The organism is Aeromonas sp. QDB18 (genome assembly GCF_027705325.1).
GTDB classification, from domain to species: Bacteria; Pseudomonadota; Gammaproteobacteria; order Enterobacterales; family Aeromonadaceae; genus Aeromonas; species Aeromonas caviae.
Window position 1 is genome coordinate 1 of the sequence record NZ_JAPDBQ010000003.1, and the last position, 24,382, is coordinate 24,382.

Here is a 24,382-nt window from a genome sequence, read left to right on the forward strand (position 1 = left end):
TCAAGCGTCTCCTGCTCGACCTGAAAGGAGATATACCAGTGCCCGGCTGCTTGGCTGACGGTCGCGTTTTTAATTTTTCCTTCAACTGGCTGGGACTGGCGAAACTTGACCCACGCCAGCCCGGCAGGAAGCTTCACGCGACCTTTTTCAAGGCGGCAATACTTGTCAAAGTTGACGAAGCGGATTGAGTCGCGGTTGTCGCTTTTCTTCTTGAAAACGGGAGCCTTGGCGGCGAGTTTTTTATCAAAGCAGCGCATCCACGCGCCGTGCAAGTCTTTGAGTTTCTGCTGGAGGTTGTCGGTATATGCCTCGGTCAGAAAGGCCATTTCTGGGTCTTTCTTCCAACTGGTGAGCATCCTGTTCAGCTCAAAGGCAGAAGGCAGTTTTTCGCCAGCATCCAGAATGCGTTTGGTTTCTGCCAGCCCGTGATTCCAGACATAACGAGCACAACCGCCCAACTGGCGCAGGCGTTGCGCTTGTTGTTCGGTCGGTTCGAGTCGGAATTTGTAGGCTTTCAGAATTTGCATTTAGCGCTCAGTGTGTAGCATTATTGCCATATCTATTAAGCCCGATTGAGTGACAGAATGCAATTCACTAAAATTAATAAATCACGCCATGCGGCCTACGCTTTGCACGTACATTTGGTGTTTATCACCAAGTATCGAAAGCCGATATTGGGGGATCTGCATCACGCTTCCTTCGGTCAGTGTGCGGCAGAGGTTTGCAGAGATTTTGGTGCGGAACTGAAAGAGTGTGACGGAGAGGCTGATCATGTTCACATGCTGATAGAGTACGCGCCAACGGTGCAGCTATCGGTACTGGTGAACTCGTTAAAGGCGGTCACATCAAGGCGACTGCGTAATGAATTTCTGGACTTGAGAGGTGCTTACAGCAAACCCGTACTCTGGTCACGCTCTTACTTTGCGGGCTCTTGCGGCGGAGCACCGTTGGAGGTGATCAAGCAATACATTCAAAACCAGCGGGGCTGACGCCCCGGCGAAATTCCCCTCCCACCTACGTCGGAGGGAGTCCCCTTTCGCATTTAAGATGGATGGGGATGATGCCGAGCGCCTTCCTGTCTTCGGTGCAGAGCATGATGCCGCTGCGAATGGCGTCGATGGGGCTCTGAATGACCACCTGTTTGCCAAACACCGATATCTCGCCCCCTCGAGGTGTCTCGGCGCCGAAGATAAGCTTCATCAGCTCGCTGCGCCCGGCCCCCACCAGCCCGAAGATGCCGAGGATCTCCCCGCGTTTCACCTCGAGCGACACCGGCGCCTTCAGGCCGGGCCCCATCAGGTGTTCCACCTTGAAGCCCGCCTCGCCAAGCGGCCTTGGGCTGTAGCCATAGATGTCGGTCAGCTCGCGCCCCACCATGGTCTTGACCAGCAGATCCCGGTCCACCTCGGCCATGGAAGCGAAGGTGCGCACGAACTGGCCATCCTTGAACACCGTGATGGCATCGCACAGGGCGAAGATCTCGTCCATGCGGTGGGAGACGTAGAGAATGACCTTGCCCTCGTCCCGCAACTGGCGGATGACCCGAAACAGCTGCTCAATCTCGCGGGACGACAGGCTGCTGGTCGGCTCGTCGAAGGCGATGACGCTGGCGTCCCGGGTCAGGGCCTTGGCGATCTCCACCATCTGCCACTGACCCAGGGACAGGTACTTGAGCGGCGTCTCGGGGGAGACGTCCATCCCGAGGCGCGCCAACTGCCTGGCTGCATCCTGATAGAGCTTCTCCCGATCAATGACGCCGCGCCGGGTCGGCAACTGCCCCAGGTAGATGTTCTCCGCCACGCTCATTTCAGGGACCAGGTGCAGCTCCTGATAGATGATGGCGATCCCGCTCTCAAGGGCATCGACCGTGTTTTGGAACACTTTCTCCTGACCCGCCAGCTTCACCACCCCGCGGGTGGGCGCCTGAAAACCGCTCAGGATCTTGAGCAGGGTGGACTTGCCGGCCCCGTTCTCTCCCATCAGCGCGTGTACCGTGCCCTGCTGGCAGGCGAAGGAGACGTTCTGCAGCGCCTTGACGCCGGGAAACTCCTTGCTGATGCCGCAAAACTCCAGATATGGAACTTGATTCATGAGATGACTCCAGCCAGCCGGCACGGCGCACTCCGCCATGCCGGCATGGGTATCAAGGGATGGGGATCACAGCCCTTTCTTTTGCAGCTCGGCCTTGAAGTTGTCGCGGGTGATGAGTACCACGTCGGTCACCTCGGTGAACTTGGCAGGCTCGGCGCCGTTGACGACCCAGTCATGGAGCATCTGGATGCTCTTGTAGCCGTGTACGTCCGGGCTGGGCAGCAGGGAGCCGAGGAAGCCGGTGGCGCTGGACTTGGAGAGCTCGTTCACCGCATCCACCCCGTTGATACCGATGCCGATGACGTTCTCCGCCTTGAAGCCCTGCCCTTCGGTGGCGCGCACGCCGCCGAGCACGGTGTTGTCATTCATGCCGACGATGAGCCAGTTCTTGACCTCGGGGTGTTGCACCAGCATGGAGTTGGCGGCATCCAGCGCCCCCGGAATGTCGTTGCTCTTGGTGGGCGCGCGGAAGATCTGGCCCTCGGGGAAACCGGCGGCCTTGAGCGCGCCTAGGGAGCCCTCGACCCGGCGACGGGCGGTGTCGAGCTCGTCGGCGGTGATGGCGAGCACCCCGGTCGCCTTTACGTCCCACTGGCGCTTTTGCATCTCCTTGTAGAGCTCCTGACCCTGACGCTCGCCAATCTTGGTGGCGGCCATCATCACCAGGGGCACTTGCTCCATGGGCTGGCCCTTGGCGTTGACGAACTGGTCATCCACCGTGATGACCTTCAGATCCATGCTGTTGGCCTTGGCCATGATGGCGGCACCGAGTTTGGGATCAGGGGTACAGATGACGAAGCCCTTGGCGCCATTCGCCGCCAGACTGTCGATGGCATTGAGGGTCTTCTCCCCGTCGGGGACGGCTATCTTGATCACCTCGAAGCCCAGTTCCTTGCCCGCCTTGTCGGCGAAGTTCCACTCGGTCTGGAACCAGGGCTCCTCGGGCTGCTTGACCAGGTAGCCCAGCTTCAGCGCTTCGGCCGAGAAAGCAGAATTTGCCATACCAAGGGCGAACCCCATCGCGATCATGCCTTTAACGATTTTGTTCATGCGAATGTCTCCAACGGTTCTATCAATCCATGTATCCACGCAGTGCTGCTCGTTAAGTCAATCAAGTCGCAGCCATATAAAAACATGCTTAAACAGGACGTTATTGTTGTTGCTGATTGAGCGAACCAAGTTGTAATCGTTTTCACAATTAAAAATGGAGAGCAGGATCACGCCATGAGATTGCAGCCATTTCGTCTATATAATTAGCAATTTCGTCACATATTGAATTTTAGAGAGCCGTCACCCTGTCGCACTGACAGCGTTAAAATCCATATTTCCAGCAGCCAATGGCTAACCGCCCCTCCTGCCCATCTCCTATGGTTCCCCCCAGTCACCCCTCATTGATGGTCAGGAGCACTTATGTCTGAACACATCGTCATCGGACTCGATTTCGGCAGCGACTCGGTCAGGGCACTCGCCGTGCACTGCCAGGACGGCGCCGAGCTGGCGACCCATGTCGTCTATTACCCGCGCTGGCAGGCAGGCCACTACTGCCAACCGGTCAACAACCAGTTCCGCCACCACCCCCTCGACTATCTGGAGTCCATGGAGCAGGCGGTGGTGGCGGTGGTGAGCCAGCTCACGCCGAGTCAGCGCACCGCCGTGCGCGGCATCGGGGTGGACAGCACCGGCTCCACCCCCGCCCCCATCGACAGAGAGGGGCGCGTGCTGGCCCTGCGTCCGGAGTTTGCCGACAACCCCAACGCCATGTTCGTGCTGTGGAATGATCACACCGCCATTGAGGAGGCGGAGGCCATCACCGCCCTGTGCCACGGCGGCCAGTTCCCCGACTACAGCCGCTACATCGGCGGCATTTACTCCTCCGAGTGGTTCTGGGCCAAGATCCTGCACGTCTCCCGCGCCGATGCCGCCGTGCGCGCCGCCGCCTGCAACTGGGTCGAGCTGTGTGACTGGGTCCCCGCCGTCCTGAGCGGCACCCAGGCCCCGGCCACCCTCAAGCGCGGGCGCTGTGCCGCCGGCCACAAGTCCCTCTGGCACCCGAGCTGGGGCGGCCTGCCGCCCGCCGACTTCCTCAATGCCCTGGATCCCCTGCTGACGGAGGATCTCGATTTCCCCCTCTTTACCGACAGCTGGACCGCCGATCTCCCGGTCGGCACTCTGACCCCGGAGTGGGTGGAGCGGCTGCACCTCTCCTGCGAGGTGGTGATCGCCGGCGGCGCCTTTGACTGCCACATGGGGGCGGTGGGAGCCGGGGCCGGCAACAATGCGCTGGTGAAGGTGATAGGCACCTCCACCTGCGACATCCTGATCGCAGATGAGGCCACCATAGGTGATCGGGCCATTGCCGGGATCTGCGGCCAGGTGGATGGCAGCGTGGTGCCGGGCATGGTGGGGCTGGAGGCGGGACAGTCCGCGTTCGGTGACATCTATGCCTGGTATCAGCGCCAGCTAGGCTGGCCCCTTGACAGCCTCGCCGCCCAGTATCCGGAGCTTCGCACCGCCATCGAGCGCCACAAGCAGGCCCTGTTACCCAGCCTCGCCGCCGCCTGGGATCAGCAGCGCGACCTGGCGCACCTGCCGGTGGTGCTCGACTGGTTCAACGGCCGGCGCACCCCCTATGCCAACCAGCGCCTGCAGGGCACCCTCACGGGGATCAACCTCGGCACCGATGCCCCCGATCTCTTCGGCGCCCTGGTGGCCTCCACCGCCTTCGGTGCCCGCAGCATCATGGAGTGCATGACCAGTCAGCAGGTGCCGGTAGAGCAGGTGATCGCCCTTGGCGGCATCGCCCGCAAGTCCACCACCGTGATGCAGACCTGCGCCGACGTGATGAACAGGCCCATCCAGGTGGTGGCCTCGGATCAGTGCTGCGCCCTGGGGGCGGCCATCTTTGCCGCCGTGGCGGCCGGGATCCACGCCGATGTGGCCAAGGCCCAGCACCACATGGCGAGCGCCGTGGAGCGCACCCACCAGCCACACCCCGAGCGGGTCACCGAGTATGAACGCCTCTACCAGCGCTACCTCGCCTGGGGCGCCGCCGCCGAACCGCTCTACAACCGGGGGGTGCCGGCATGAACCTCAAGACCCTCAAGGATCAGGTGCTCGCCGCCAATCTGGATCTGCCACGCCATGGCCTGGTGACCTTCACCTGGGGCAACGTGAGCGGCATCGACCGAGAGCGCAATCTGGTGGTGATAAAGCCAAGCGGCGTCAGCTATGAGCGGATGCGGGTCGAGGACATGGTGGTGCTGGATCTGGCGGGCAAACAGGTGGAGGGCGCCTTGCGCCCCTCCTCCGACACCGCCACCCACCTGGTGCTCTATCGCGCCTATCCGGAGCTTGGCGGCGTGGTGCACACCCACTCCACCCACGCCACCGCCTGGGCCCAGGCGGGGCGCGCCATCCCCATTTTCGGCACCACCCAGGCCGACTACTTTCACGGCGAGATCCCCTGCTCCCGCCTGCTCACCCCGGGCGAAGTGGAGGAGGACTACGAGGGGCTGACCGGTCATCTCATCGTCGAGACCCTCAAGCAGACCCCCATCCTCACCATGCCGGGGGTGCTTGTGGCCAACCACGGCCCCTTCAGCTGGGGCAAGAGCGCCGAGGACGCAGTGCACAACGCCGTGGTGCTGGAAGAGGTGGCCCGCATGGCCTGGCTCACCGGCCAGATCAACCCGGGGGCCCGCCCCCTGCCCGATTACCTGCTGGAGAAGCACTACCAGCGCAAGCATGGCAAACACGCCTATTACGGCCAGACAAAAGCCTAAAAGAGGACAAACTCATGGAATTGATGAAACAGCTGGAAGTGTGGTTCCTGGTCGGCAGCCAGCACCTGTATGGCGCCACCACATTGAAGCAGGTGGCCGATCACGCCCACACCATCGCCAGCCAGCTCAACGAGGGGACGAACCTGCCCCTCAAGATAGTGCTCAAACCCACCGGTACCACCCTGGATGAAATCAGCGCGGTGGCCCGGGATGCCAACCACGACCAGCGCTGCGCCGGGCTCATGGTGTGGATGCACACCTTCTCCCCCGCCAAGATGTGGATCCCGGCGCTGAGCCAGTTGCAAAAGCCCCTGTTGCAATTTCACACCCAGTTCAACCGGGATCTCCCCTGGAGCGAGATCGACATGGACTTCATGAACCTGAACCAGACCGCCCACGGCGGACGCGAGTTCGGCTTCATGGGGGCCCGGCTGCGGCTGCCCCGCACCGTGGTGGTGGGTCACTGGCAGGATGAAGAGGCCAGACAGAAGATTGGCAACTGGATGCGCATCGCCGCCGCCATCCACGACAGCCGCCACCTCAAGATCGCCCGTTTTGGCGACAACATGCGCAACGTGGCGGTCACCGAGGGCGACAAGATTGAGGCCCAGATCCAGTTCGGCTATCAGGTGAACTACCACCCGGTCGGCGATCTGGTCAAGGTGATCGATGCCGTGCCCGAGAGCGACATCGAGGCGCTGCTGGCCGAATATGAGGCGACCTACACCCTGACCGAGGCGGTGCAGGCGGGCGGGGGGCTTCGTGCCTCCCTGTATGAGGCGGCGCGCCAGGAGCTGGGGATGAAGAAGTTCCTCACCGACGGCGGTTTTGGCGCTTTCACCACCACCTTCGAAGATCTCTATGGTCTGCACCAGCTGCCGGGCCTCGCCTGCCAGCGCCTGATGGAACAAGGCTTCGGTTTTGGGGCTGAAGGGGACTGGAAGACCGCGGCCCTTTTGCGCACCCTGAAAGTGATGGGATATGGCCTTGCGGGGGGCGCCTCCTTCATGGAGGACTACACCTACCATCTGGAAGCGGGCAACAACCTGGTGCTGGGAGCCCACATGTTGGAAGTCTGCCCCTCCATCGCCGCAGGCAAACCCGTGCTGGACGCCCAGCACTTAGGCATAGGCAAGAAGGCCGATCCGGCCCGCCTGCTGTTCGCGGCCCCGGCGGGCAAGGCGGTCAACGCCAGCCTCATCGATCTCGGCAACCGTTTCCGCCTGGTGGTCAATCAGCTGGAGGTGGTGGACCTGCCAGAGGCCATGCCGAAACTCCCGGTGGCCAGCGCCCTGTGGAAACCCCTGCCGGACCTGCAGACCAGCGCCGAGGCCTGGATCCTGGCGGGCGCCGCCCACCACTCGGTGTTCACCCAGGCGGTGGACATCGAGCAGCTGCGCACCTTCGCCGACATCATGGGTATCGAGTTTGTGGTCATCGACGAGCACACCCGCATCCCCGCGCTCAAGGAGCAACTGCGCTGGAACGAGGTCTACTACAAGATCTGCCAGTGACCCTTTAATCGGCCAGCGGCCATCACAATGACAACAGCCCCGCCCGCGGGGCTGTTTCATTTCGCGTCCCCTCAGGGATGACCCTCCTCCCCCTCCAGCAGCCAGTGACAGACTCGCTGTACCCCGTGGCGCCGGCTGTCGGGTCGGGCGAGCAGGGCGTATTCGTGATCCGTCTCCAGCACGGGAGCAAAGGGGGCGACCAGGGCGCCGCTCTCCAGCTCCTCGGCCACTATGGTGGGATCCCCGAGAGAGAGGCCAAACCCCTGCAAGGCGGCATTCATCGCCAAGTCCAGGGTATCGAACAGCTGCCCCCCCTGGGGCTGCCAGGGGATGTCGAGGAAGGCGGCAAACCAGTTGCGCCAGTCCCGCCTATCGGCGCTGGCATGGATGAGGGGCAGCAGGGGCAGCTCGTTCAGGTCGCGCTCGAACAGACGATGCTTGGCAGCAAACGCCGGGGCGCAGACCGGGGTCAGCCGTTCCCGAAACAGGGGCTGGCTGTGGGGATAGCGCCCCAGGCAGGGCTGGTAGACGATGGCGAGATCGAAGGGCTCCCGGGAGAAGTCGATGCCATGGCTGTGGCTGCCACGCACCTCCACCGCCTCCCCCTCGAACACCTGCAACCGCCGCAGCAGCCAGCGGCTGGCGCAGGAGGGCACCTTGATGCTGATCGCCTGCTCGTGGGGCAGGGCCTGCAAGGCGCTGAGCCCCTCCCCCATGCGGGCCAGCCCTTCACGAACGAAAGGCAGCAGCCGCTCGGCGGCGGGGGTCAAGGTGAGACAACGGGTGCCACGCACGAACAGCAGGTGGCCCAGGCGCGCCTCCAGCTGGGCGATCTGCTTGCTCACCGCCCCCTGGCTCACGCACAGCTCGTCGGCGGCCAGGGTAAAACTCAGGTGGCGGGCAGAACACTCGAAGACCTGCAGGCCATAGAGAGGCAACTGAGTACGCGGCTGGGTGGACAACATGACAAGCCTCCATGCTTGAGAAAAACTCATGCATACCATGCCGAATAATCCGTTGTCCGGCAAGCCTTGGGGGGGCTAAAAAGGGACCTCTTTCACACACGCAGGTGACGGCGCCATGTCCATCCCCCAGGTTTCCAGCAAACTGCCCCAGGTGGGCACCACCATCTTCACCGTGATCGGGGATCTGGCCGCCCGCCACCCCAGCATCAACCTCTCCCAGGGGGCGCCGAGCTTCCCCTGCGATCCCGAACTCATCCGGGTGACCCACGAGGCCATGCTGGCCGGTGAAAACCAGTACGCCCCCATGACGGGGCTGCCTGCCCTGCGCGAACAACTGGTAGCCAAGATTGCAGCCAGCTACGGCCATCACTATGATGCGGGCGAGGAGATCACCATCACCGCCAGCGCCAGCGAAGCCCTGTTCTGCGCCATCACCGCCCTGGTTCACCCCGGCGACGAGGTGATCATGTTCGAGCCGGCGTTTGACAGCTACCGCCCCATGATCCAGTTGCAGGGAGCCACCCCTGTGGTGATCGCCCTCAAGGCGCCGGATTTCGCCATTCCCTGGGACGAGGTGGCCGCCCGCATCACCCCCCGCACCCGCATGATAGTGCTCAACACCCCCCACAACCCCACCGGCACCGTCTGGCAGGCAGGGGATCAGGAGCGCCTCGCCCGCCTGGTGCGCGGCACCGACATCCTGATCCTCTCGGACGAGGTGTACGAGCACGTGGTGTTCGACGGCGCCCTGCACCAGAGCGTCATCCGCTATCCGGAGCTGGTGGAGCGCTCCGTCGCCGTCTTCTCCTTCGGCAAGACCTTCCACGTCACCGGCTGGCGGGTGGGCTACTGCGTGGCTCCCCGTCCCCTGATGGAGGAGATCCGCAAGGTGCACCAGTTCGCCATGTTCGCCGCCGACACCCCCATGCAGTACGGCTTCGCCCACCTGTTGCAGCAACCGGCCCACTATCAGGGGCTGGCAGCCTTCTACCAGCGCAAGCGCGACCTGCTCGCCACGGCCCTGGCCGGTTCGCGCCTGACCCTGCTCCCCTCGGCAGGCAGCTTCTTCATGCTGGCGAGCTACGAGCGGGTAAGCGACGAGCCGGACAGCCTGTTCGTGCAGCGGCTCATCCGCGATCACGGGGTCGCCACCATTCCGGTCTCCGCCTTCTATCACGACGGCACGGATCAGCGGGTCATCCGCCTCTCCTTCTCCAAGGATGACGACACCCTGCTGGCGGGCGCCGAGCGCCTGTGCGGCGTCTAGGGGGCACCATGGATTCACTGCGTGTTGCCGTCCTCCAGATGGTCTCCGGGGATGACCTTGACCACAACCTGGCCCAGGCCGAAGCGTTGCTGCGTCAGGCCGCGGCCGAGGGGGCAGAACTGGCCCTGCTGCCCGAATACTTCTACCTGATGCCGGTCGATGAGCGGGCGCGGGTGGCCCTGGCCGCCCCCGCTGGCGATCACCCCCTGCTGGCCTGGGTACAGGGGCTGGCCCGGGAGCTCGGCGTCTGGATCCTGGCCGGCACATTGCCGCTTGCCAGCCACGAGCCCGGCAAGATGCACAACAGCAGCCTGCTCATCGACCCGCAAGGGCAGCTCGCAAGCCGCTACGACAAGCTGCACCTGTTTGGCTTTTGCACCGGGCAGGAGCAGTATGACGAGGCCGCGACCATGACCCCGGGCCGGGAGGTGGTGAGCCATCCCCTGCCCTGGGGCGTACTGCGCCTCGGGATCTGCTACGACCTGCGCTTCCCGGAGCTGTTTCGCCTGGGGCCCACCCCCGATTTCATCGCCCTGCCCGCGGCCTTCACCCACACCACCGGGCTCGCGCACTGGGCGCTGCTGCTGCGGGCCCGGGCGGTGGAAAACCTGGCCTTCGTGTTTGCCAGTGCCCAGGGGGGGCACCACCCCGGTGGGCGGCGCACCTTCGGCCACAGCATGATCATCGATCCCTGGGGCCGGATACTGGCCCAGGTAGAGGAGGGTCAGGGCATGGCCATCGCCACCCTGGATCTGGCAGCACAGCGCACGGTGCGCAGCCAGTTGCCGGCCCTCACCCATCGCAAGATAGCCGTCGGCCCTTGAGGCTGGCACCCTTTAGCACGCTAGGAATGACACCACACTTCAAGGGACTGACCATGAAACTCAACACACTGATGATGCTGATGGCCCTGGCCACCGCCGGCCAGGCCGCCGCCAAACCCCTGGTGATCGCCACCGATGCCACCTATCCCCCCTTCGAGATGGTCGACAGCAACGGCCAGCTCGGCGGCTTCGAGGTCGATCTCGCCTATGCCTTGTGCGCGGCCATGAAGACCGAGTGCGAGGTGATAAACCAGCCCTGGGATGCCCTGCTTCCCGGCCTGCAGGTGCGCAAGTACGACGCCATCATGTCCTCCATGAACATCACCGACGAGCGGCGCCAGAAAGTGGACTTCAGCCAGGTCTACTACATGATGCAGAACCGCTTCGTGGGGCGCAGCGACAAGGCGGCCGACTTTGCAGACGATCCGGCCCACTTCAAGGGCAAGGTGATCGCGGTGCAGGAGGGCACCCCCCAGGACAACTTCATCACCGCCCGCTACGGTGAGGTGGCCAAGATCAAGCGCTACGTCAACGCCCAGTCCCCCATGCTGGATCTGCAGTCCGGCCGCGCCGACTACACCTTCGGCAACATGGTGCAGTTGAAGGTGGGCTTCCTCGACAAGGAGATGGGCAAGCAGTTCGCCTTCGTCGGTCCCCAGTTCAACGGCACCCAGGACAAGATCCTGGGAGAAGGGGTGGCGGTGGCCCTTCGCAAGCACGATGACAAGCTCAAGGCCCGCTTCGATGCCGCCATCGAGAGCGTCAAGGCCGACGGCACCTTCAACACCCTGCTCAAGAAGTACCAGCTCGAAGATCTGCTCTGATCCCGGCATGCCGGCCCCCTGGACAGTTGCAAGGGGCCATGGCAACAGGGCGGCCATTGGCCGCCCTGTGTCGTTTTCCCGGCCTCTCGCCGTTATTGGGCCAGGCCCAGGTGCCCGGCAATCTGCTGGTACAGGGTCTGGTAGTTGTCGTCGAAGTGGTGGGAGCCCGGCAGGGTCACCGTCGTCACGTTCGGCTGCTGCAAGCGCGGACAGAGTTTGACCGGGGAGTCATCCTCCGCTCCCTGCACGCAGAGCAGCGGCAGACTCTGGATGCGTGTCACCTCCGGCAGGGTGGGATAGCGGCCCCCCTTGTCGTGCACCACCATGTCGCTGACGTGGATCTCGAAATCCGACGCCGTCGAGGGGGAGAGCATCACGGCGCCCGCCAGGCTGTCGCGATAGGCTGGCGGCAGACGATTGATGACGAAGGGCACTATCTCGGCACCAAAGGAGAAACCCACCAGCAACCAGCGCTGGCGCCCCCAACGGGACTGGTACTCGGTGAGGATGCGCACCAGATCCGCCGTCGCCTGCTTCGGCATCTTCTTCTTCCAGTAATAGGAGAGCGAGCTCCAGCCCACCACCGGCATGCCGTGGGCCTGCAACTGGGCGCTGAGCCCCTTGTCCAGCGCCGCCCAGCCGCCATCCCCGCTCATGAAGACCACCATGGGGGCGGACGAGGCTTGCGCCACGGGCAACTCCACCAGCCCCAGATCCGCACCGACCCGGCCCGGCTGGGCGGCCACCGCCGGGAGGGTGAGCGAGGAGACGAAACAGCAAATCAACAGCAACAACATGGCTCTCATGGGCCAACTCCTATTTCTTCATGAGCCCGAAGGGGCCGCGACTGATGAGGGAGACGAGATGGGTCAGGGTGCGGGGCAGCACCAGATGACCGGTACAGAGCAGGTAGCGGGGCTCCCACCTTGGGCCGAACTTCTCCTTGTAACGCCGCAATCCCTGGAAGTTGTAGAAACGGCTGCCCCGGGTGAACAGGGTGTTGCCAAGGCGGGCCCAGTAACCGCCGAGGGGGTTGTCGTTGAAGCCCGACATGGGGGCCATCCCCAGGTTGAAGCTGGCATACCCCTCCTGCTTGCCCCACAGCAGGAGCTCGACAAACAGGAAATCCATGACAGGCGCCGCCCCCGTGTCCAGGCTGTAGCGCATCAGATCGATGGAGAGGCTCTCCTTGTTGTCGCTGGTCCAGAGGTTGGCAAACCCGACGATCTGCCCCTCCCGCCGCACCAGCGCCATCGGGTTGAGGATGAGGTAGGCAGGATCGAAACTGCCCACGGAGAAGCCCTTCTCCCTGCCCTGCTTGCTGTGCAGCCAGCTGTCGGAGATCCCCTTCAACTCGGGCAGCAGGGGGGCAATCTCACCGGGGACCACCACCTCGAAGCGCAGCCCTTCCCGCTTGCCCTTGGCGTAGCTCTGGCGCAGGTTGCGCAGGCGACTGCCGGCGAGATCGAAGCTCGGCAGATCCACGATGGCCTCCTCCCCCAGTTTGAAGGGGATGAGCCCGAGATCCAGATAGACAGGCAGATATCGGGCCGACACCTGGTAGAAGACCGGGCTGACGTCGTGCTCGTCACAGCGCTCGCGAAACTGCCAGAGCAGCTCCTCCACCAGGGAGGGCTGGCCGACGGGATCCCCCATCACTATCCAGCTGCTGCCCTCGACCCCGTACATGAGGAAGGCCTCGCCGCTTGGGTGGAACAGCAGGGACTTGTCCCCGAGCTGGGCCAGGTAGCCGTGGCCTCCCCCTGCCCGCATCACCAGCCCATGGGCACGGGAGAGCGCCTCGGCATCCGGCTTGCAGGCGGCGAGGCGCAAGGGCGCCAGCAGATGGGCCACCCCGACCACCGCCAGCACGCCGATGACGCTCCCCATGGCGCGCAGGGCACGGGAGGCGGCCCCGGGCCCGTGGGCCGAGACGTGCAGCCAGAGGGAGGGGTCGTACTCCACATGGCGGTAGGAGAAGAGCAGCAACCACAAGGCCCCCAGCAGCACGGCCCCCACCGACATCAGCCAGGAAGGGGTAAACCGGGCGTGAAGCAGGGAACCCTTGCGATAAAAGAGGGGGCGGCAGGGGGTGATGATGAGCAAGAAGCCCCCGAGCAGCAGGGCCGACTCCCAGTCAAACCCTTTGAACAGGGAGAACAGCATGCCAAGCCCCAGCAGCCACTGGGTGATCCTGAATGCCCCGTCATGACGGCGGTAGAGGCTGTGGGCCAGCAACAGCAGCAACACGCCGCTGACGCTGCCGAGCACATGGGAGAGCTCCAGCAGGTGCAGGGGCAACACCTGCAGGAAGGCTTCGATGCGCCCCTTCATGGTCGGGATCATCCCGGAGCAGAGCAGCAGGGTGCCCGCCGCGAAGGTCCCCATGCTCACCAGGGCGGGCACAAACTCCCGGGTCGCCATCATCACCCCCTGCAACGGGTGCAGGCGGGCCCGCTGTTGCAGCAGCTCCTGACCTGCGAACAGCAGCAGGGCACAGAGGAAGGGCAGGAAGTAGTAGGCGCAGCGGTAGATAAGCAGGGAGGCGAGCAGCTTGTCCACCGGCAGATAGTGGGTGAGCAGCAGGCTCATGCTCGCCTCGAAGACCCCGATGCCCCCCGGCACATGGGCCAGCACCCCGAGCAGGCTGGAGAGCACGAAGGCACTGAGCAGCACCGGATAGGGCACGCTGCCCGATGACAGCAGCACATAGAGCACGGCGGCGGCGGCCATCCAGTCGAGCAGGGCGATGAGCAGCTGCAGCAGGCGGTATCTGATGCGCGGCAGGAACAGCGGGTGCCCGCGCCAGACCAGGGCTGTCCCCGGCCACACCAGATACGCCAGCACCGTCAGCAGGGCCAGGCCCCCCGCCAGTTGCAACAACCCGGTCGCCCAGCGGGGCCAGTCCACCAGCAGGGCCGCCCCCTGCCCCAGCAGCAGGGCACTACCTCCCCAGCCCAGCAGACCGAGGAAGAAGGTGATGGAGCAAAAGAGGATCACCCTGGCCACCTCCCCGGTGCCAAGCCCCAGGGAGGAGTAGAGCCGGTAGCGTACCGAGGAGCCGGTGAGCAGCGCAAAGCCCAGGGTGTTGGAGAAGGTGTAGGCGATGAAGGAGGTCATCCCCACCTGCTGCCAGGGCAATCGCTTGTCCAGCACCTTCAGGGCCAGCAGATCGTAGCAGCAGAGGCAGCCATAGCTGAGCAGGGTGAGCAGCAGGGCGCCCCCCAACTGCGGCAAGGGTTGTGACCAGATGGCCTGGCGGATGTCGTGCCAGTGCCACAGGTGGGTCAAATGATAGAGGACGGTCAAGGCCGTCCCCAGCAGCAGCAGGCTGCACAGGGGGCCTATCCAGATCAACAGCTGACGCCGCATTCAAGATTCCTGTCAAAAAGCGTGGAGAAAGAGAGGCTCCGAAAACGGGCGGACAAGGCGCCCTCCCGGAGTGACTCCCCCACAGGCGGCGCGTGACGCCGCACGTTCACGGGGGCAATCCTATGATTTACCAGGCCCTGCCCGCTCGCCACTTTTCTTCTGTAACCTTATGTACAGGCAGACAAAACATCCCCGTCCGGGATAGAGGCAGGAGACGCCATGACACCCTCCCCCCTGATAAGACGCTTCCCCCAAAACACCCTGGGGCGCGATCTGGCCGTCGGCGATATCCACGGCCACTTCGCTCTGTTGCAGCAGGCCCTCGACACCCTGGATTTTGATCCCGCCCGGGACCGTCTCTTCTCCGTGGGGGATCTGACGGATCGCGGGCCCGAGTGCAGCGAGGTGATCCACTGGTTGGCCAGGCCATGGTTTCACCCGGTCTGCGGCAATCACGACGACTACGTCTGCCGTTACAAGAGTTGCGATCGGGAGAACTGGGTCCGAAACGGCGGCGGCTGGTTTCAGCAGCTGACCCCTGCCGAGCAGGCGGCGTTCGCCGTCTACTACCGCAGCCTGCCCCTGGCCATCGAGGTGGCCACCCCGGCCGGTCCGGTCGGGCTGCTTCACGCCGATTGCCCCTTCTCCTCCTGGCAGGGGCTGCTGGACCAACTCGATGCCGGGGTGAGCGGCGGACGGCTTCGGGCCATCAAGAACGTCTGCCTCTGGTCAAGGCGCCGTATCGAACGGCTGGACGAGAGCGGGGTCGCGGATCTCGCCGCCCTGGTGGTGGGCCACACCCCGGTGAGGGTGCCGGTGCGCCTTGGCAACGTCCACTACATCGACACCGGCGGCTGGTATCCCGAGGAGGGCGGCTACTTCACCCTGCTGGACCTCAATACCCTGGCTCCTCACTTTCCCCAGCCCTGAGCCGGACCGATGGGATGACCAGGCTCAAGGACAACGCCCACTGCCCATTAAAGCGCCAGGCGAACGCCCCGGACTTCGCTCTGCCTGCGCGATGGTTTACCATGCAGGCAATTGCGGTGCATGGCACCCCCACCCAGGCGCCAGGCGCCGCCGTCATCGGATACTCCTTTCGAGCAACATGAGCACATCAGCGCACCCGGCCAGCGGGCCCACGTTCTATTTCCACGACTACGAGACCTTCGGCATCAGTCCGGCCAAAGACAGGCCGTCGCAGTTTGCGGGCATTCGCACCGACGCGGATTTCAACGTCATCGGCGAGCCGCTGGTGATTTACTGCAAGCCGCCGGCGGATTACCTGCCGGAGCCGGAAGCCTGCCTCATCACCGGCATCACGCCGCAAAAGGCGATGAAGGACGGCCTGTGCGAGGCGGACTTCATCCGCCAGATCCACGCAGAGTTCGCCACCCCGGGCACCTGCGTGCTCGGCTACAACAGCATCCGCTTCGATGACGAGGTGACCCGCTACACCCTCTATCGCAACTTCTATGACCCTTATGCCTACGCCTGGCAGAACGGCAACTCCCGCTGGGACATCCTCGACATGCTGCGGGCCTGCTACGCCCTGCGCCCGCAGGGGATAGAGTGGGCCCTGGACGACGAGGGCAAGCCGAGCTTCAGGCTGGAGAAGCTGACGGTGGCCAACGGCGTGGCCCACGCCAACGCCCACGATGCGCTCTCGGATGTGCTGGCCACCATCGAGATGGCCAGGCTGGTGAAAAATGCCCAGCCCAAGCTCTTCGAGTACCTCTTTGATCTTCGCAACAAGAACAAGGTGAAGGCCCTCATCGACGTGGTGACCATGAAACCCCTGGTGCACGTCTCCGGCATGTTCTCCCCCTGGCAGGGGTGTGCGAGCTGGGTGTCGCCGCTCGCCTGGCACCCCACCAACCAGAACGCGGTGATCATGGTGGATCTGACCCGTGACCCGACTCCGCTCATCGAGCTCTCCTGCGAGGAGATCCGCGAGCGCCTCTACACCAAAAAAGAGGAGCTGGGAGATCTGGCCGGCATTCCGGTCAAACTGGTGCACATCAACAAGTGCCCGGTGCTGGCCCCGGCCGCCACCCTGACGCCGGAGCGGGCGGACGAGCTGGGCATCAATCGGGCTCAGTGCCGCAAGAGCCTGGATCTACTGCGGGCCCACCCCGAGGTGCGGGAAAAACTGGTGGAGGTGTTCAACCAGGAGTTTGCCGGCAGCACCGACGGCGACCCCGACACCCAGCTCTACGCCGGCTTCTTCGGCCACGGCGACAAGTCCACCATGGATCTGGTGCGCGCCACCCCGGCGGATCTGCTGGGGGAGCGGGAGTTTGCCTTCACGGATCCCCGTCTGCCCGAGATGCTGTTCCGTTACCGCGCCCGCAACTGGCCCCACACCTTGAGCGAAGCGGAGCAGAAGCGCTGGCGCCTGCACTGCAGCGACTACTTCAGCCGCCGCCTGCCGGATTATGTGCCGCGCCTGGAAGCCCTGGCGGAACAGAACCAGGGGAACGAACGGAACTTTGCGATTCTAAAGAGTCTCTATCACTACCTTGAAAATCTGTGAGATGTGAGCCGTTTCACAGTTAAAAACCGATGCGTTTCCCCAGCTCGCGACATAATGGGCAGGGAGCCCAAGCTCCTGATAGTGTGAATATTTAGATGCGCTGACGGCATGGATGCCGTGCTTTCGACTGTTGGGGAACTCTCGTTTTATGCGTTCAGCTCTGCCTGCTTTGACACTCGTCGCCTGTGCCCTGCTGCCCCAGGCCGCCCTCGCTGGCGCCCGGTTCGAGGTGCCAGACTACCTCTTGCGCCTGCCGGAGCAGACCTACCGGCTCATCGAGCACAACTTCAGCACCCTCTACCAGCAGACCGACTTCACCCCGCAAATCACCAACAGCTATTTCAACCACTCGGATCTCTACCGCTTCGCCGGCATTCCCCTGGCCATCACGCCGCAAAACGGCTTCCAGATGGAGGTGTTCGGCCAGCTCTACAACAAGTCGTCCCAGATCTATGCCCAGATGAGCCAGGATCTCTCCCTCTATCGCACCCTGCGGGTGGACATGATGGGGGATCAGAGCGACGAGATCGCCATCGGCATGGGGCTCGGCATCCCCCTGACAACCCGCCTTACCGTCAAGGCGCTCGCCTCCAGCAACGAGATCCCGGGCTATGGCTCCGCCAATTACGCCATCGGGATGGAGTGGCACTTCTAGAGACCATTTCGCCACATAAAAAAGGCTCCCGAGGGAGCCTTTTTGCAGTGCAACGCCATCAGGGGTAGCGGATCACCGCCCCCTGCCCCCCTTGCAGCACCAGGGTGCTCCCCAGGGGCGTCTCGTCCCAGAAGTCCGTGCCCCCCGGCGTCAACGGGATCTCGCAGGCGTGCTCCCCCCAGTTGAACAGGCAGAGCAGCTCGCCGCCCCCGGGCAACGCCACCCGCCCGCGCTCGAATGCCATCCCCTCGAAGCGGGCCGCCGGGGTGCGCGCGGCGCACAGGGCGAGCAGCTTGCCAAGGCGCGCCCCTTGCGCCTCGTCCAGATCCTGCAATCTGTCCCCCGCCAGCACCATGCCACCGCTCGCCACCAGAGCGGCCAGGTGGAAGTCGTACTCGGTGCGGCTCCCGTACTGGCCCGGAATATCCCGCAGGCAGACGCAGTCGGGGTCCAGCACCCAGAGCCGCTCGTGCTGCCAGGCGCGGCAGAAGGCTTCTCGCGCTATCTGGCGAAAACGGGGGCCCTGGCGCTCCACGTCATCGCTCACCCGCATGCCGTGCACCAGGCCGAGGCTCGGCCACAGCGGCGCATTGCAGCCGAGCAGGAAGGCCCCCTCCCCGGCGCCGCGCAGGATGGCGGCCATGCCGCGCCGATAGGCCTCCACCCTAGTGGCGGCGGGGTCGTGGAAGCGACCACCGTGGATGGCCCCCCAGAAGTTGGCATCGAGCTTGAAGTAGTGAATGCCCCACTGGGTACGCAGGGTGCGAAATACCTGCTCCAGGTGCGTCTGCACCTCGGGGTGGGTGCCATCCAGCACGTACCAGGGGGTGCAGCGCCAGCCCCCGTAGGTGACCCGCTCCGAGGGGAGCGGCAGGCCATCCTCCCCTTTCACGAACCAGTCAGGGTGCTGCTGGAACACTCGGGAGCCGGGCTCGGCGATAAAGGGGGCGACCCAGAGCGCAGGCTCGCAACCGGCGGCGCGGATCTCCCCTGCCAGGGCCGCCACTCCCTCCTCGAACTTGGCGGAAGGGGTGAGCCAGTCCCCCATCCTGGCCTGATAGCCATCGTCTATCTGCACGTAGCGCAGGGCCGGGAAACGCTCGGCCCGCACCGCCAGGTTCTCGCGAATGTCCGCCGCGCTCACGTTCGCGTAGTAGTGATACCAGGAGCACCAGCCGCTCGGGCGCGTGGGCACCTCCCCCACCAGGGAGCCGTGCTCGGCGGCGATATGCTGCGCCAGCGTCGCGAGCAGGGCCTCCCTGTCCGGCCCCTCCTGGCAGATCAGCGCCTCGCTCTGCCAGTACGCACCCGGCGCCAGGGTGCGCCCTTCGGTGTTCATCACGATCTCGAGGCGCCCGTCGGGATGGAGGCGAAACTCCCCGCCAAAGCGCTGGCAGCTCGCAAAGGCCAGCAGCAGCCAACCCCCCTCCTGCGCCACCAGCAGCAGGTTGTGCACCGTGTGGTAGCCATGGTCGGCGGTGATGCGATAGACAGACGCATCGGGGCAGCGGCCCAGGTGCTCGGGGGCGTTCCAGCGTCCCCCGGTCTGGGCCAGCATCTGGAATCCCTCCCCGTAGATGGCCGCGTCGGGCGCAAGTCCGAGATCCCCCTCAAACAGCCGCCAGTGGTGGACGGCCTCGGACTGCTTCCCGGTGTTGTCGAGCCTCACCCGGCAAAGCGGCCCCTCCCACTGGCGGGTTTGCAGCAGGGTGTCAGGGAGGGCGGGATCGGCGGGCAGTTGGCGCAACCGGGCCAGGAGAGAGGGGGTCGACATGGGAACTCCTTCTTGTGAATGGGGTTGAAGCCGGGCCATTGTATCCCCTGCGGGTCAGTTGACCCTGTTCCCTCCCCCCCGTGCCTGTTAAACTGCGACCTTGCTCACACTTGCCAAGATGAGGCCCCCGTGCTGCTGCAACGCACCCTGCGCTACCTTCGTGATTTTCTGGTCATCATCGCCTGTCTGCTGGCAGGCAAGGCCGTGGCGGCCATCCTGCCCTTCGCCTTCCCCGGCAGCATCATCGGCATGCTGCTGCTGTTCGTGCTGCTCTCCTTGCAGATCGTCCGCTTCTCCTGGGTCGAGCTGGGGGGCGGCCTGCTGCTGCGCCACATGGGGGTGCTGTTCGTGCCGGTGGCGGTGGGTCTGGTGGCCTGGCTCGAGCCCCTGCGCCAATCCTTCGGTCTCATCATGCTCTGCGTCGTGCTCGGCATCGTGCTCATCCTGGGCGCGGTCGGCCACCTCTATCAAAGGATGAACAAGCCATGATCCTCTGGTTCGCCCTGCCCCTCACCCTGGCCCTCTATTTCATGACCCGGGCCCTCTACCGCCGCCTGCCCTGGCCCGTCATCAATCCGGTGCTGATCCCCACCGCCGTCATCATCGGCCTGCTGCTCTGGCTCGATCTGCCTCTGGATCAGTACCAGCAGGGGGCTTCGCCCCTAACCGCCCTGCTGGAACCCGCCGTGGTGGCCCTGGCCCTGCCGCTTTACCAGCAGGCGCGCCAGATCCGCGACAAGCTCACACCCATCCTGGCCTGCACCCTCACCGCGGTGCTCATCTCGGTCTGCACCACCCTGGGGGTCGGCCACCTGATGGGGGCGGATCCGGCGCTGCTCGCCTCCATCGCCACCAAGTCCATCACCACGCCGCTCGCCATGAGCGTCAGCCAGTCCCTCGGCGGCATTCCCGCCATCGCCGCCGCCGTGGTGGTGGTGGTGGGGATCCTGGGGGCCCTGGTGGGCTATCCCCTGCTCAAGCTGATGCGGGTCACCGACCCCGAGGCCCAGGGGCTCGCCATGGGAGCCTGCGCCCACGCCATCGGCACCGCCGCCTCCGCCGAGCAGGGGGTGACCCAGGGCGCCTTCTCGTCGCTGGCCATGGTGGTGTGCGGTGTGCTGACCGCGGCCATCGCCCCCCTGCTGTTCGCCCTCTACCACTGGCTGGCCTGATCCCCGCTGCCGTGGCCGCCCCTGCGGCCATGGCCTCTGTGCCCTTTCACCGTTTCCATCCGATACCCTCGCCTCCCTGATGCCGGGAGCTGGCGCACAGATTGCGAAAGACAAACGTTTCCTTTACCATCCCCGCCCCTTTGCCCATCAAGGCGTGAGCGCGCTCACACAATTCGCCGCGCTTGCTCCCTACAATGGCCCCCCAATTGGCCTTTGAGGACACAGTATGCATCCCCGCTTTGCCAAGCCATTCGAGACCCTTTCCGCCCCGCTCCAGGTCGCCCTGCTGCCCATGCTGGGGGACGATTTCCAGGCCCGTTTCACCCCGGACCAGGTCGCGACCCTGAAAGCCGCCACCGGGCTGGATGACAGGGCCCTGCGTCTGGCCTTGCTGCCGCTGGCGGCCGCCTGCTCGGTGGCCCCCATCTCCAGGTTCTTCGTCGGCGCCATCGCCTGCGGCCTGAGCGGCACCTGGTACTTTGGCGCCAACATGGAGTTCGCGGGCCAGGGGCTGTTCCACTCGGTCCACGCCGAGCAGTCCGCCATCTCCAACGCCTGGCTGGGTGGCGAGACCGGGATCTCCGAGATCACCGTGAACTACACCCCCTGCGGCCACTGCCGCCAGTTCATGAACGAGCTGAGCACCGCCAAGACCCTGAAGGTCTCCCTACCGGACGATCTCAGCGAGCTGCAATCCTTCCTGCCCCACTCCTTCGGCCCCGCCGATCTCGAGATCACCGATGCCCTGATGAGCCCCCAGGCTCACGACGAGCTGGTGCTCGAGAGCGACGACCCCCTGTGGCAGGCTGCGCTCGCCGCCGCCCGCCAGAGCTATGCCCCCTACAGCCAGGGCTATGCCGCGGTGGCGCTGCAGTTCGAGGACGGGCGCATCTTCTGCGGCCGCTATGCCGAGAACGCCGCCTTCAACCCGAGCCTGCCGCCGATGCAGATGGCCTGCGCCCACGCGGTGCTGGGTGGCGAGGATCTCGCCACCGTGCGCCGCGCCGTTCTGCTGGAGAGCAAGGATGGCCAGATCAGCCAGCGGGATTCGGCCCAGTCCACCCTGAAGGCGCTGGGTTCAGTCGAGCTTGAGTACAAAGCCGTCTGACCCCGGCATCCGCCAACGGGAAGGGGAGCTGCGGCTCCCCTTCTTGCTCTCTGCGGCTCTCATCCTTGCCCCTTTCTCTGCGCCTCTGGCGCCGTGCATCAGATGCCCCCCTGCCCCATGTGAGGGCGGTCTCCCTCCGATGACCTTATTGGCAGACCTCCTCTGCGGTGGCGAGAAGCCCAGGTTAAGGGGCCAAGACCCCACCCCGCCCCTTGCGACCCCCGTGTGTGACCCCAAGATGCATTTGCCAAGCCACTGGGATCCCGCCTTTCCATGGATTTTGCAAATACCTTTCCCTGCCGTTCCCCCGACGCGGGGCGGTATGGCGGTGGCGGGAAGCCCAGGTTAAGGGGCCAATACCCCGTCCCCGCCCCTGGCGGCCCCCGTGTGTGACCCCAAGATGCATTTGCCAAGCCACTGGGATCCCGCCTCTCCATGGATTTTGCAAATACCTTTCCCTGCCTGTTCCCCCGACGCGGGGCGGTATGGCGGCAGCGGGAAACGTCGGGGAAGGGGTCAATGCCCCGCCCCCGCCCCTGGCGGCCCCCGTGTGTGACCCCAAGATGCATTCGCCCAGCCACTGGGATCACCCCTCTCCATGGATTTTGCAAATACCTTTCCCTGCCGTTCCCTCGACGCGGGGCGGTATGGCGGCGGGAAGCATCGGAGAAGGGGTCAATGCCCCAGCCCCGCCCCCTGTCGGCTGCTTCCCCCTGAAATACAGCGGGGGAGCCACTGGCTCCCCCGACTGTCATTGATGTGGCCCATATGGCGGCACCAGCCCCTGTCAGGACTCCCACAGGATGCGCTGGCTGCCGGACCAGCGCTCGCCGATGTCCGCGTATTTTTGTTCCAGCAGGTGGCGGCGGATCTTCATGGTGGGGGTCAGCACCCCGTTCTCGATGTTCCAGGGGCTCTTGACCACCAGGATGCCCCGCAGGCGAGCGTGGGATTCCAGCTTGTCGTTGACCCGATTGAGGGCAGCCTCCAGCTGGGCCTCCACCCCGGCCTTGTCCCCCTTCATGGCGCTCTCGGCGAGCTGCACCAGGGCGACCGGCTGCGGCATGCCGTAGCCGATGACGCAGAGCTGCTCGATGATGGGCTCCTGCCCGAGCATCCCCTCGATGGGCACCGGGGCCACGTACTTGCCCTTGGCGGTCTTGAAGACGTCCTTCATGCGACCGGTGATGGTGAGGTAACCCTCCCTGTCCAGCTTGCCCATGTCACCGGTGTGCAGCCAGCCGTCGGCGTCGATGGCCTCTGCACTGTGCTCGGGATCCTTGTAGTAGCCCACCATCATGCCGTCGCAGCGACAGAGGATCTCCCCCTCGTCGGAGATCTTGATGGTCACCCCGGGCCCGGCCTTGCCGACGGTGCCTATCTTGTCCGCCCGGAACGGGTAGTTGAGGGTGGAGTAGGCGTGGTTCTCGGTCATGCCCCATGCCTCGGTGATCTCGAGGCCGATGCTGTGGTACCACTCCAGCAGCGCCGGGGCCACCGGCGCCGAGCCGCAGCCCAGCACCCGCGCCTGATCCAGCCCCAGCCCCTTTTGCAGCTTGCTCTTGATGAGGCTGGAGACGAGGGGGATCTTGAGCAGCAGCGCCAGCTTTTTCTGGGGCAGCTTCTCGTGGATCTTGATGCGGAACATGGCCCAGAGCCGCGGCACCGAGATGAAGACGGTGGGACGGCAGCGCTTGACGTCCTCGATGAAGGTGTCGAGGGACTCGGGGAAGGCGATGGTGGCACCGCTGAACAGGCTGCCGCCGTAGATGTAGACCCGCTCGGTGATGTGGGCAAGGGGCAGGTAGGAGAAGCCGCGATCCTCGGCGGTGAGGGAGACCGCCTCCACCAGCTTCTCGCAGGACCAGGCGTAGCGCTCCACGCTCAGCATGGCCCCCTTGGGCTTGCCGGTGCTGCCGGAGGTGTAGACCAGGCTCAGCAGGGCATCCGGCGCCTGCACCGGGCTGTCCGGGATGGGGTCGTATTGCGCCAGCAGATCGTCCCACTGGTGGGCGGCCGGCATGGTGTCGTAAGGCAGGGCGATACGCAGCAGATCCCCGGGCACCCCCGCCTCCTGGCTCTTCCAGTCGTCCAGCTTGCCGACGAAGATCGCCCTGGTTTCGCTGTGGCGCAGCACGTATTCGATGGTGTCGACGTTGGCGGTGGGGTAGATGGGCACGCTCACGTATCCCCCCATCTGCATCGCCAGATCGGCGATGAACCACTGGGCGCAGTTCTTGGAGAGCAGGGCCACCTTGTCACCGGGCACCAGGCCCAGGGCGCGCAGTGCCGTCACCATGCGCCGCGCCTCGTCGGCAACCTCACCCCAGGTGAAGTCGACGTATTCGCGGTGGATGGTCTGACGCAGGTAGATTCGGTCGGGACACTGCCGCTCCCAGTGATAGAGCATCTCGAGCGGCAGTCTGGTGGCAATGCGTGAGGTGGAGGCCATGGTTTAATCCCTGAAACAAAAGGCGAGCCTCATTATTAACCTTTTG

At 64.6% G+C, this 24,382-nt stretch carries 21 protein-coding genes; 13 read left to right on the forward strand and 8 right to left on the reverse strand.

Translation table 11 applies throughout. The features are described 5' to 3' along the window. Positions 1-527, reverse strand: a 527-nt coding sequence (locus OKC30_RS00985; RefSeq protein ID WP_270698479.1) for an RNA-guided endonuclease InsQ/TnpB family protein, incomplete at its 3' end; no start/stop codon positions are given. Between the two features lie 57 nt (positions 528-584). Between OKC30_RS00985 and tnpA the strand changes: the two genes are divergently transcribed. After that, entirely contained in the window at positions 585-989 is a 405-nt protein-coding gene (gene tnpA / locus OKC30_RS00990) for an IS200/IS605-like element ISAs26 family transposase (protein ID WP_021141233.1), read from the forward strand. Positions 990-1,014: 25 nt separating this feature from the next. On the opposite strand, the gene OKC30_RS00995 is transcribed toward tnpA, so the two are convergent. Beyond that, on the reverse strand, positions 1,015-2,091 hold the full coding sequence (locus tag OKC30_RS00995; RefSeq protein ID WP_270665370.1) for an ATP-binding cassette domain-containing protein: 1,077 nt from the start codon (positions 2,089-2,091) through the stop codon (positions 1,015-1,017). A 66-nt stretch (positions 2,092-2,157) separates the two neighbouring features. Further along, positions 2,158-3,141, reverse strand: coding sequence for an arabinose ABC transporter substrate-binding protein (locus OKC30_RS01000; protein ID WP_010674475.1), 984 nt, complete (start codon positions 3,139-3,141; stop codon positions 2,158-2,160). Positions 3,142-3,501: 360 nt separating this feature from the next. Here OKC30_RS01000 and OKC30_RS01005 point away from each other — a divergent pair, with 360 nt between their 5' ends. From OKC30_RS01005 to araA, 3 genes are read left to right on the forward strand one after another with little or no spacing between them, the layout of a single operon-like run. After that, positions 3,502-5,178, forward strand: coding sequence for a ribulokinase (locus OKC30_RS01005; RefSeq protein ID WP_270666090.1), 1,677 nt, complete (start codon positions 3,502-3,504; stop codon positions 5,176-5,178). After that, positions 5,175-5,873 (forward strand): L-ribulose-5-phosphate 4-epimerase, encoded by a 699-nt coding sequence (locus OKC30_RS01010; protein ID WP_042881612.1) that lies wholly within the window; start codon positions 5,175-5,177, stop codon positions 5,871-5,873. The genes OKC30_RS01005 and OKC30_RS01010 overlap by 4 nt, the downstream gene beginning before the upstream one ends. A gap of 14 nt (positions 5,874-5,887) precedes the next feature. Next, positions 5,888-7,387, forward strand: a complete 1,500-nt coding sequence (araA, locus tag OKC30_RS01015) for an L-arabinose isomerase (RefSeq protein ID WP_160836893.1) — start codon at positions 5,888-5,890, stop codon at positions 7,385-7,387. Between the two features lie 71 nt (positions 7,388-7,458). Here the strand turns inward: araA and OKC30_RS01020 are convergent, their stop codons facing one another. Continuing rightward, positions 7,459-8,352 (reverse strand): LysR family transcriptional regulator, encoded by an 894-nt coding sequence (locus OKC30_RS01020; protein WP_270666094.1) that lies wholly within the window; start codon positions 8,350-8,352, stop codon positions 7,459-7,461. Between the two features lie 115 nt (positions 8,353-8,467). Here OKC30_RS01020 and OKC30_RS01025 point away from each other — a divergent pair, with 115 nt between their 5' ends. Genes OKC30_RS01025 through OKC30_RS01035 form a run of 3 tightly spaced genes read left to right on the forward strand, consistent with a single transcriptional unit; the run spans position 8,468 to position 11,267 of the window. Continuing rightward, entirely contained in the window at positions 8,468-9,619 is a 1,152-nt protein-coding gene (locus OKC30_RS01025) for a methionine aminotransferase (protein ID WP_128296602.1), read from the forward strand. An 8-nt stretch (positions 9,620-9,627) separates the two neighbouring features. Beyond that, the gene (locus OKC30_RS01030) at positions 9,628-10,443 is read left to right on the forward strand and encodes a carbon-nitrogen hydrolase family protein (protein ID WP_160836897.1); all 816 of its coding nucleotides are present in this window, start codon (positions 9,628-9,630) and stop codon (positions 10,441-10,443) included. A 53-nt stretch (positions 10,444-10,496) separates the two neighbouring features. Next, on the forward strand, positions 10,497-11,267 hold the full coding sequence (locus tag OKC30_RS01035) for an ABC transporter substrate-binding protein (protein WP_128314185.1): 771 nt from the start codon (positions 10,497-10,499) through the stop codon (positions 11,265-11,267). A 92-nt stretch (positions 11,268-11,359) separates the two neighbouring features. On the opposite strand, the gene OKC30_RS01040 is transcribed toward OKC30_RS01035, so the two are convergent. Both OKC30_RS01040 and mprF read right to left on the reverse strand, forming a co-directional pair. Then, positions 11,360-12,073 carry an AcvB/VirJ family lysyl-phosphatidylglycerol hydrolase gene (locus OKC30_RS01040; RefSeq protein ID WP_270666096.1) on the reverse strand — a complete coding sequence of 238 codons (714 nt, stop codon included), beginning with the start codon at positions 12,071-12,073 and terminating at the stop codon, positions 11,360-11,362. Between the two features lie 10 nt (positions 12,074-12,083). Next, positions 12,084-14,639: a bifunctional lysylphosphatidylglycerol flippase/synthetase MprF gene (mprF, locus tag OKC30_RS01045; protein WP_270666098.1), complete on the reverse strand. Its 2,556-nt coding sequence runs from the start codon at positions 14,637-14,639 to the stop codon at positions 12,084-12,086. A gap of 219 nt (positions 14,640-14,858) precedes the next feature. Here mprF and OKC30_RS01050 point away from each other — a divergent pair, with 219 nt between their 5' ends. The 3 genes from OKC30_RS01050 (at position 14,859) to OKC30_RS01060 (ending at position 17,830) form a co-directional block, all read left to right on the forward strand. Next, on the forward strand, positions 14,859-15,569 hold the full coding sequence (locus tag OKC30_RS01050; protein ID WP_270666100.1) for a metallophosphoesterase: 711 nt from the start codon (positions 14,859-14,861) through the stop codon (positions 15,567-15,569). A 178-nt stretch (positions 15,570-15,747) separates the two neighbouring features. Next, complete coding sequence (gene sbcB, locus OKC30_RS01055) at positions 15,748-17,175, forward strand: exodeoxyribonuclease I (protein WP_268451730.1); 1,428 nt, start codon at positions 15,748-15,750, stop codon at positions 17,173-17,175. Between the two features lie 148 nt (positions 17,176-17,323). Next, a complete protein-coding gene (locus tag OKC30_RS01060) occupies positions 17,324-17,830 on the forward strand; it encodes a hypothetical protein (RefSeq protein WP_010674463.1) in 507 nt (168 codons plus the stop codon). Positions 17,831-17,888: 58 nt separating this feature from the next. Here OKC30_RS01060 and OKC30_RS01065 read toward each other — a convergent pair whose 3' ends face one another. Beyond that, entirely contained in the window at positions 17,889-19,604 is a 1,716-nt protein-coding gene (locus OKC30_RS01065; RefSeq protein WP_270666103.1) for a glycoside hydrolase family 36 protein, read from the reverse strand. Between the two features lie 129 nt (positions 19,605-19,733). On the opposite strand from OKC30_RS01065, the gene OKC30_RS01070 reads away from it, so the two are divergent. The 3 genes from OKC30_RS01070 (at position 19,734) to cdd (ending at position 21,884) form a co-directional block, all read left to right on the forward strand. Beyond that, positions 19,734-20,093 (forward strand): CidA/LrgA family protein, encoded by a 360-nt coding sequence (locus tag OKC30_RS01070; RefSeq protein WP_010674461.1) that lies wholly within the window; start codon positions 19,734-19,736, stop codon positions 20,091-20,093. Next, positions 20,090-20,776, forward strand: coding sequence for an LrgB family protein (locus OKC30_RS01075; protein WP_270666104.1), 687 nt, complete (start codon positions 20,090-20,092; stop codon positions 20,774-20,776). The genes OKC30_RS01070 and OKC30_RS01075 overlap by 4 nt, the downstream gene beginning before the upstream one ends. A gap of 226 nt (positions 20,777-21,002) precedes the next feature. Continuing rightward, positions 21,003-21,884: a cytidine deaminase gene (gene cdd, locus OKC30_RS01080; RefSeq protein WP_270666105.1), complete on the forward strand. Its 882-nt coding sequence runs from the start codon at positions 21,003-21,005 to the stop codon at positions 21,882-21,884. Positions 21,885-22,671: 787 nt separating this feature from the next. Here the strand turns inward: cdd and OKC30_RS01085 are convergent. Further along, on the reverse strand, positions 22,672-24,336 hold the full coding sequence (locus OKC30_RS01085) for an AMP-binding protein (RefSeq protein ID WP_270666106.1): 1,665 nt from the start codon (positions 24,334-24,336) through the stop codon (positions 22,672-22,674). Positions 24,337-24,382: the final 46 nt, after the last annotated feature.

What these genes read in the sequence shown, in the direction of transcription:
- tnpA (WP_021141233.1), top strand. Translation starts at nt 585, where the DNA reads ATGCAATTCACTAAAATTAATAAATCACGCCATGCGGCCTACGCTTTG.
- OKC30_RS00995 (WP_270665370.1), bottom strand. Translation starts at nt 2,091, where the DNA reads ATGAATCAAGTTCCATATCTGGAGTTTTGCGGCATCAGCAAGGAGTTT.
- OKC30_RS01000 (WP_010674475.1), bottom strand. Translation starts at nt 3,141, where the DNA reads ATGAACAAAATCGTTAAAGGCATGATCGCGATGGGGTTCGCCCTTGGT.
- OKC30_RS01005 (WP_270666090.1), top strand. Translation starts at nt 3,502, where the DNA reads ATGTCTGAACACATCGTCATCGGACTCGATTTCGGCAGCGACTCGGTC.
- OKC30_RS01010 (WP_042881612.1), top strand. Translation starts at nt 5,175, where the DNA reads ATGAACCTCAAGACCCTCAAGGATCAGGTGCTCGCCGCCAATCTGGAT.
- araA (WP_160836893.1), top strand. Translation starts at nt 5,888, where the DNA reads ATGGAATTGATGAAACAGCTGGAAGTGTGGTTCCTGGTCGGCAGCCAG.
- OKC30_RS01020 (WP_270666094.1), bottom strand. Translation starts at nt 8,352, where the DNA reads ATGTTGTCCACCCAGCCGCGTACTCAGTTGCCTCTCTATGGCCTGCAG.
- OKC30_RS01025 (WP_128296602.1), top strand. Translation starts at nt 8,468, where the DNA reads ATGTCCATCCCCCAGGTTTCCAGCAAACTGCCCCAGGTGGGCACCACC.
- OKC30_RS01030 (WP_160836897.1), top strand. Translation starts at nt 9,628, where the DNA reads ATGGATTCACTGCGTGTTGCCGTCCTCCAGATGGTCTCCGGGGATGAC.
- OKC30_RS01035 (WP_128314185.1), top strand. Translation starts at nt 10,497, where the DNA reads ATGAAACTCAACACACTGATGATGCTGATGGCCCTGGCCACCGCCGGC.
- OKC30_RS01040 (WP_270666096.1), bottom strand. Translation starts at nt 12,073, where the DNA reads ATGAGAGCCATGTTGTTGCTGTTGATTTGCTGTTTCGTCTCCTCGCTC.
- mprF (WP_270666098.1), bottom strand. Translation starts at nt 14,639, where the DNA reads ATGCGGCGTCAGCTGTTGATCTGGATAGGCCCCCTGTGCAGCCTGCTG.
- OKC30_RS01050 (WP_270666100.1), top strand. Translation starts at nt 14,859, where the DNA reads ATGACACCCTCCCCCCTGATAAGACGCTTCCCCCAAAACACCCTGGGG.
- sbcB (WP_268451730.1), top strand. Translation starts at nt 15,748, where the DNA reads ATGAGCACATCAGCGCACCCGGCCAGCGGGCCCACGTTCTATTTCCAC.
- OKC30_RS01060 (WP_010674463.1), top strand. Translation starts at nt 17,324, where the DNA reads ATGCGTTCAGCTCTGCCTGCTTTGACACTCGTCGCCTGTGCCCTGCTG.
- OKC30_RS01065 (WP_270666103.1), bottom strand. Translation starts at nt 19,604, where the DNA reads ATGTCGACCCCCTCTCTCCTGGCCCGGTTGCGCCAACTGCCCGCCGAT.
- OKC30_RS01075 (WP_270666104.1), top strand. Translation starts at nt 20,090, where the DNA reads ATGATCCTCTGGTTCGCCCTGCCCCTCACCCTGGCCCTCTATTTCATG.
- cdd (WP_270666105.1), top strand. Translation starts at nt 21,003, where the DNA reads ATGCATCCCCGCTTTGCCAAGCCATTCGAGACCCTTTCCGCCCCGCTC.
- OKC30_RS01085 (WP_270666106.1), bottom strand. Translation starts at nt 24,336, where the DNA reads ATGGCCTCCACCTCACGCATTGCCACCAGACTGCCGCTCGAGATGCTC.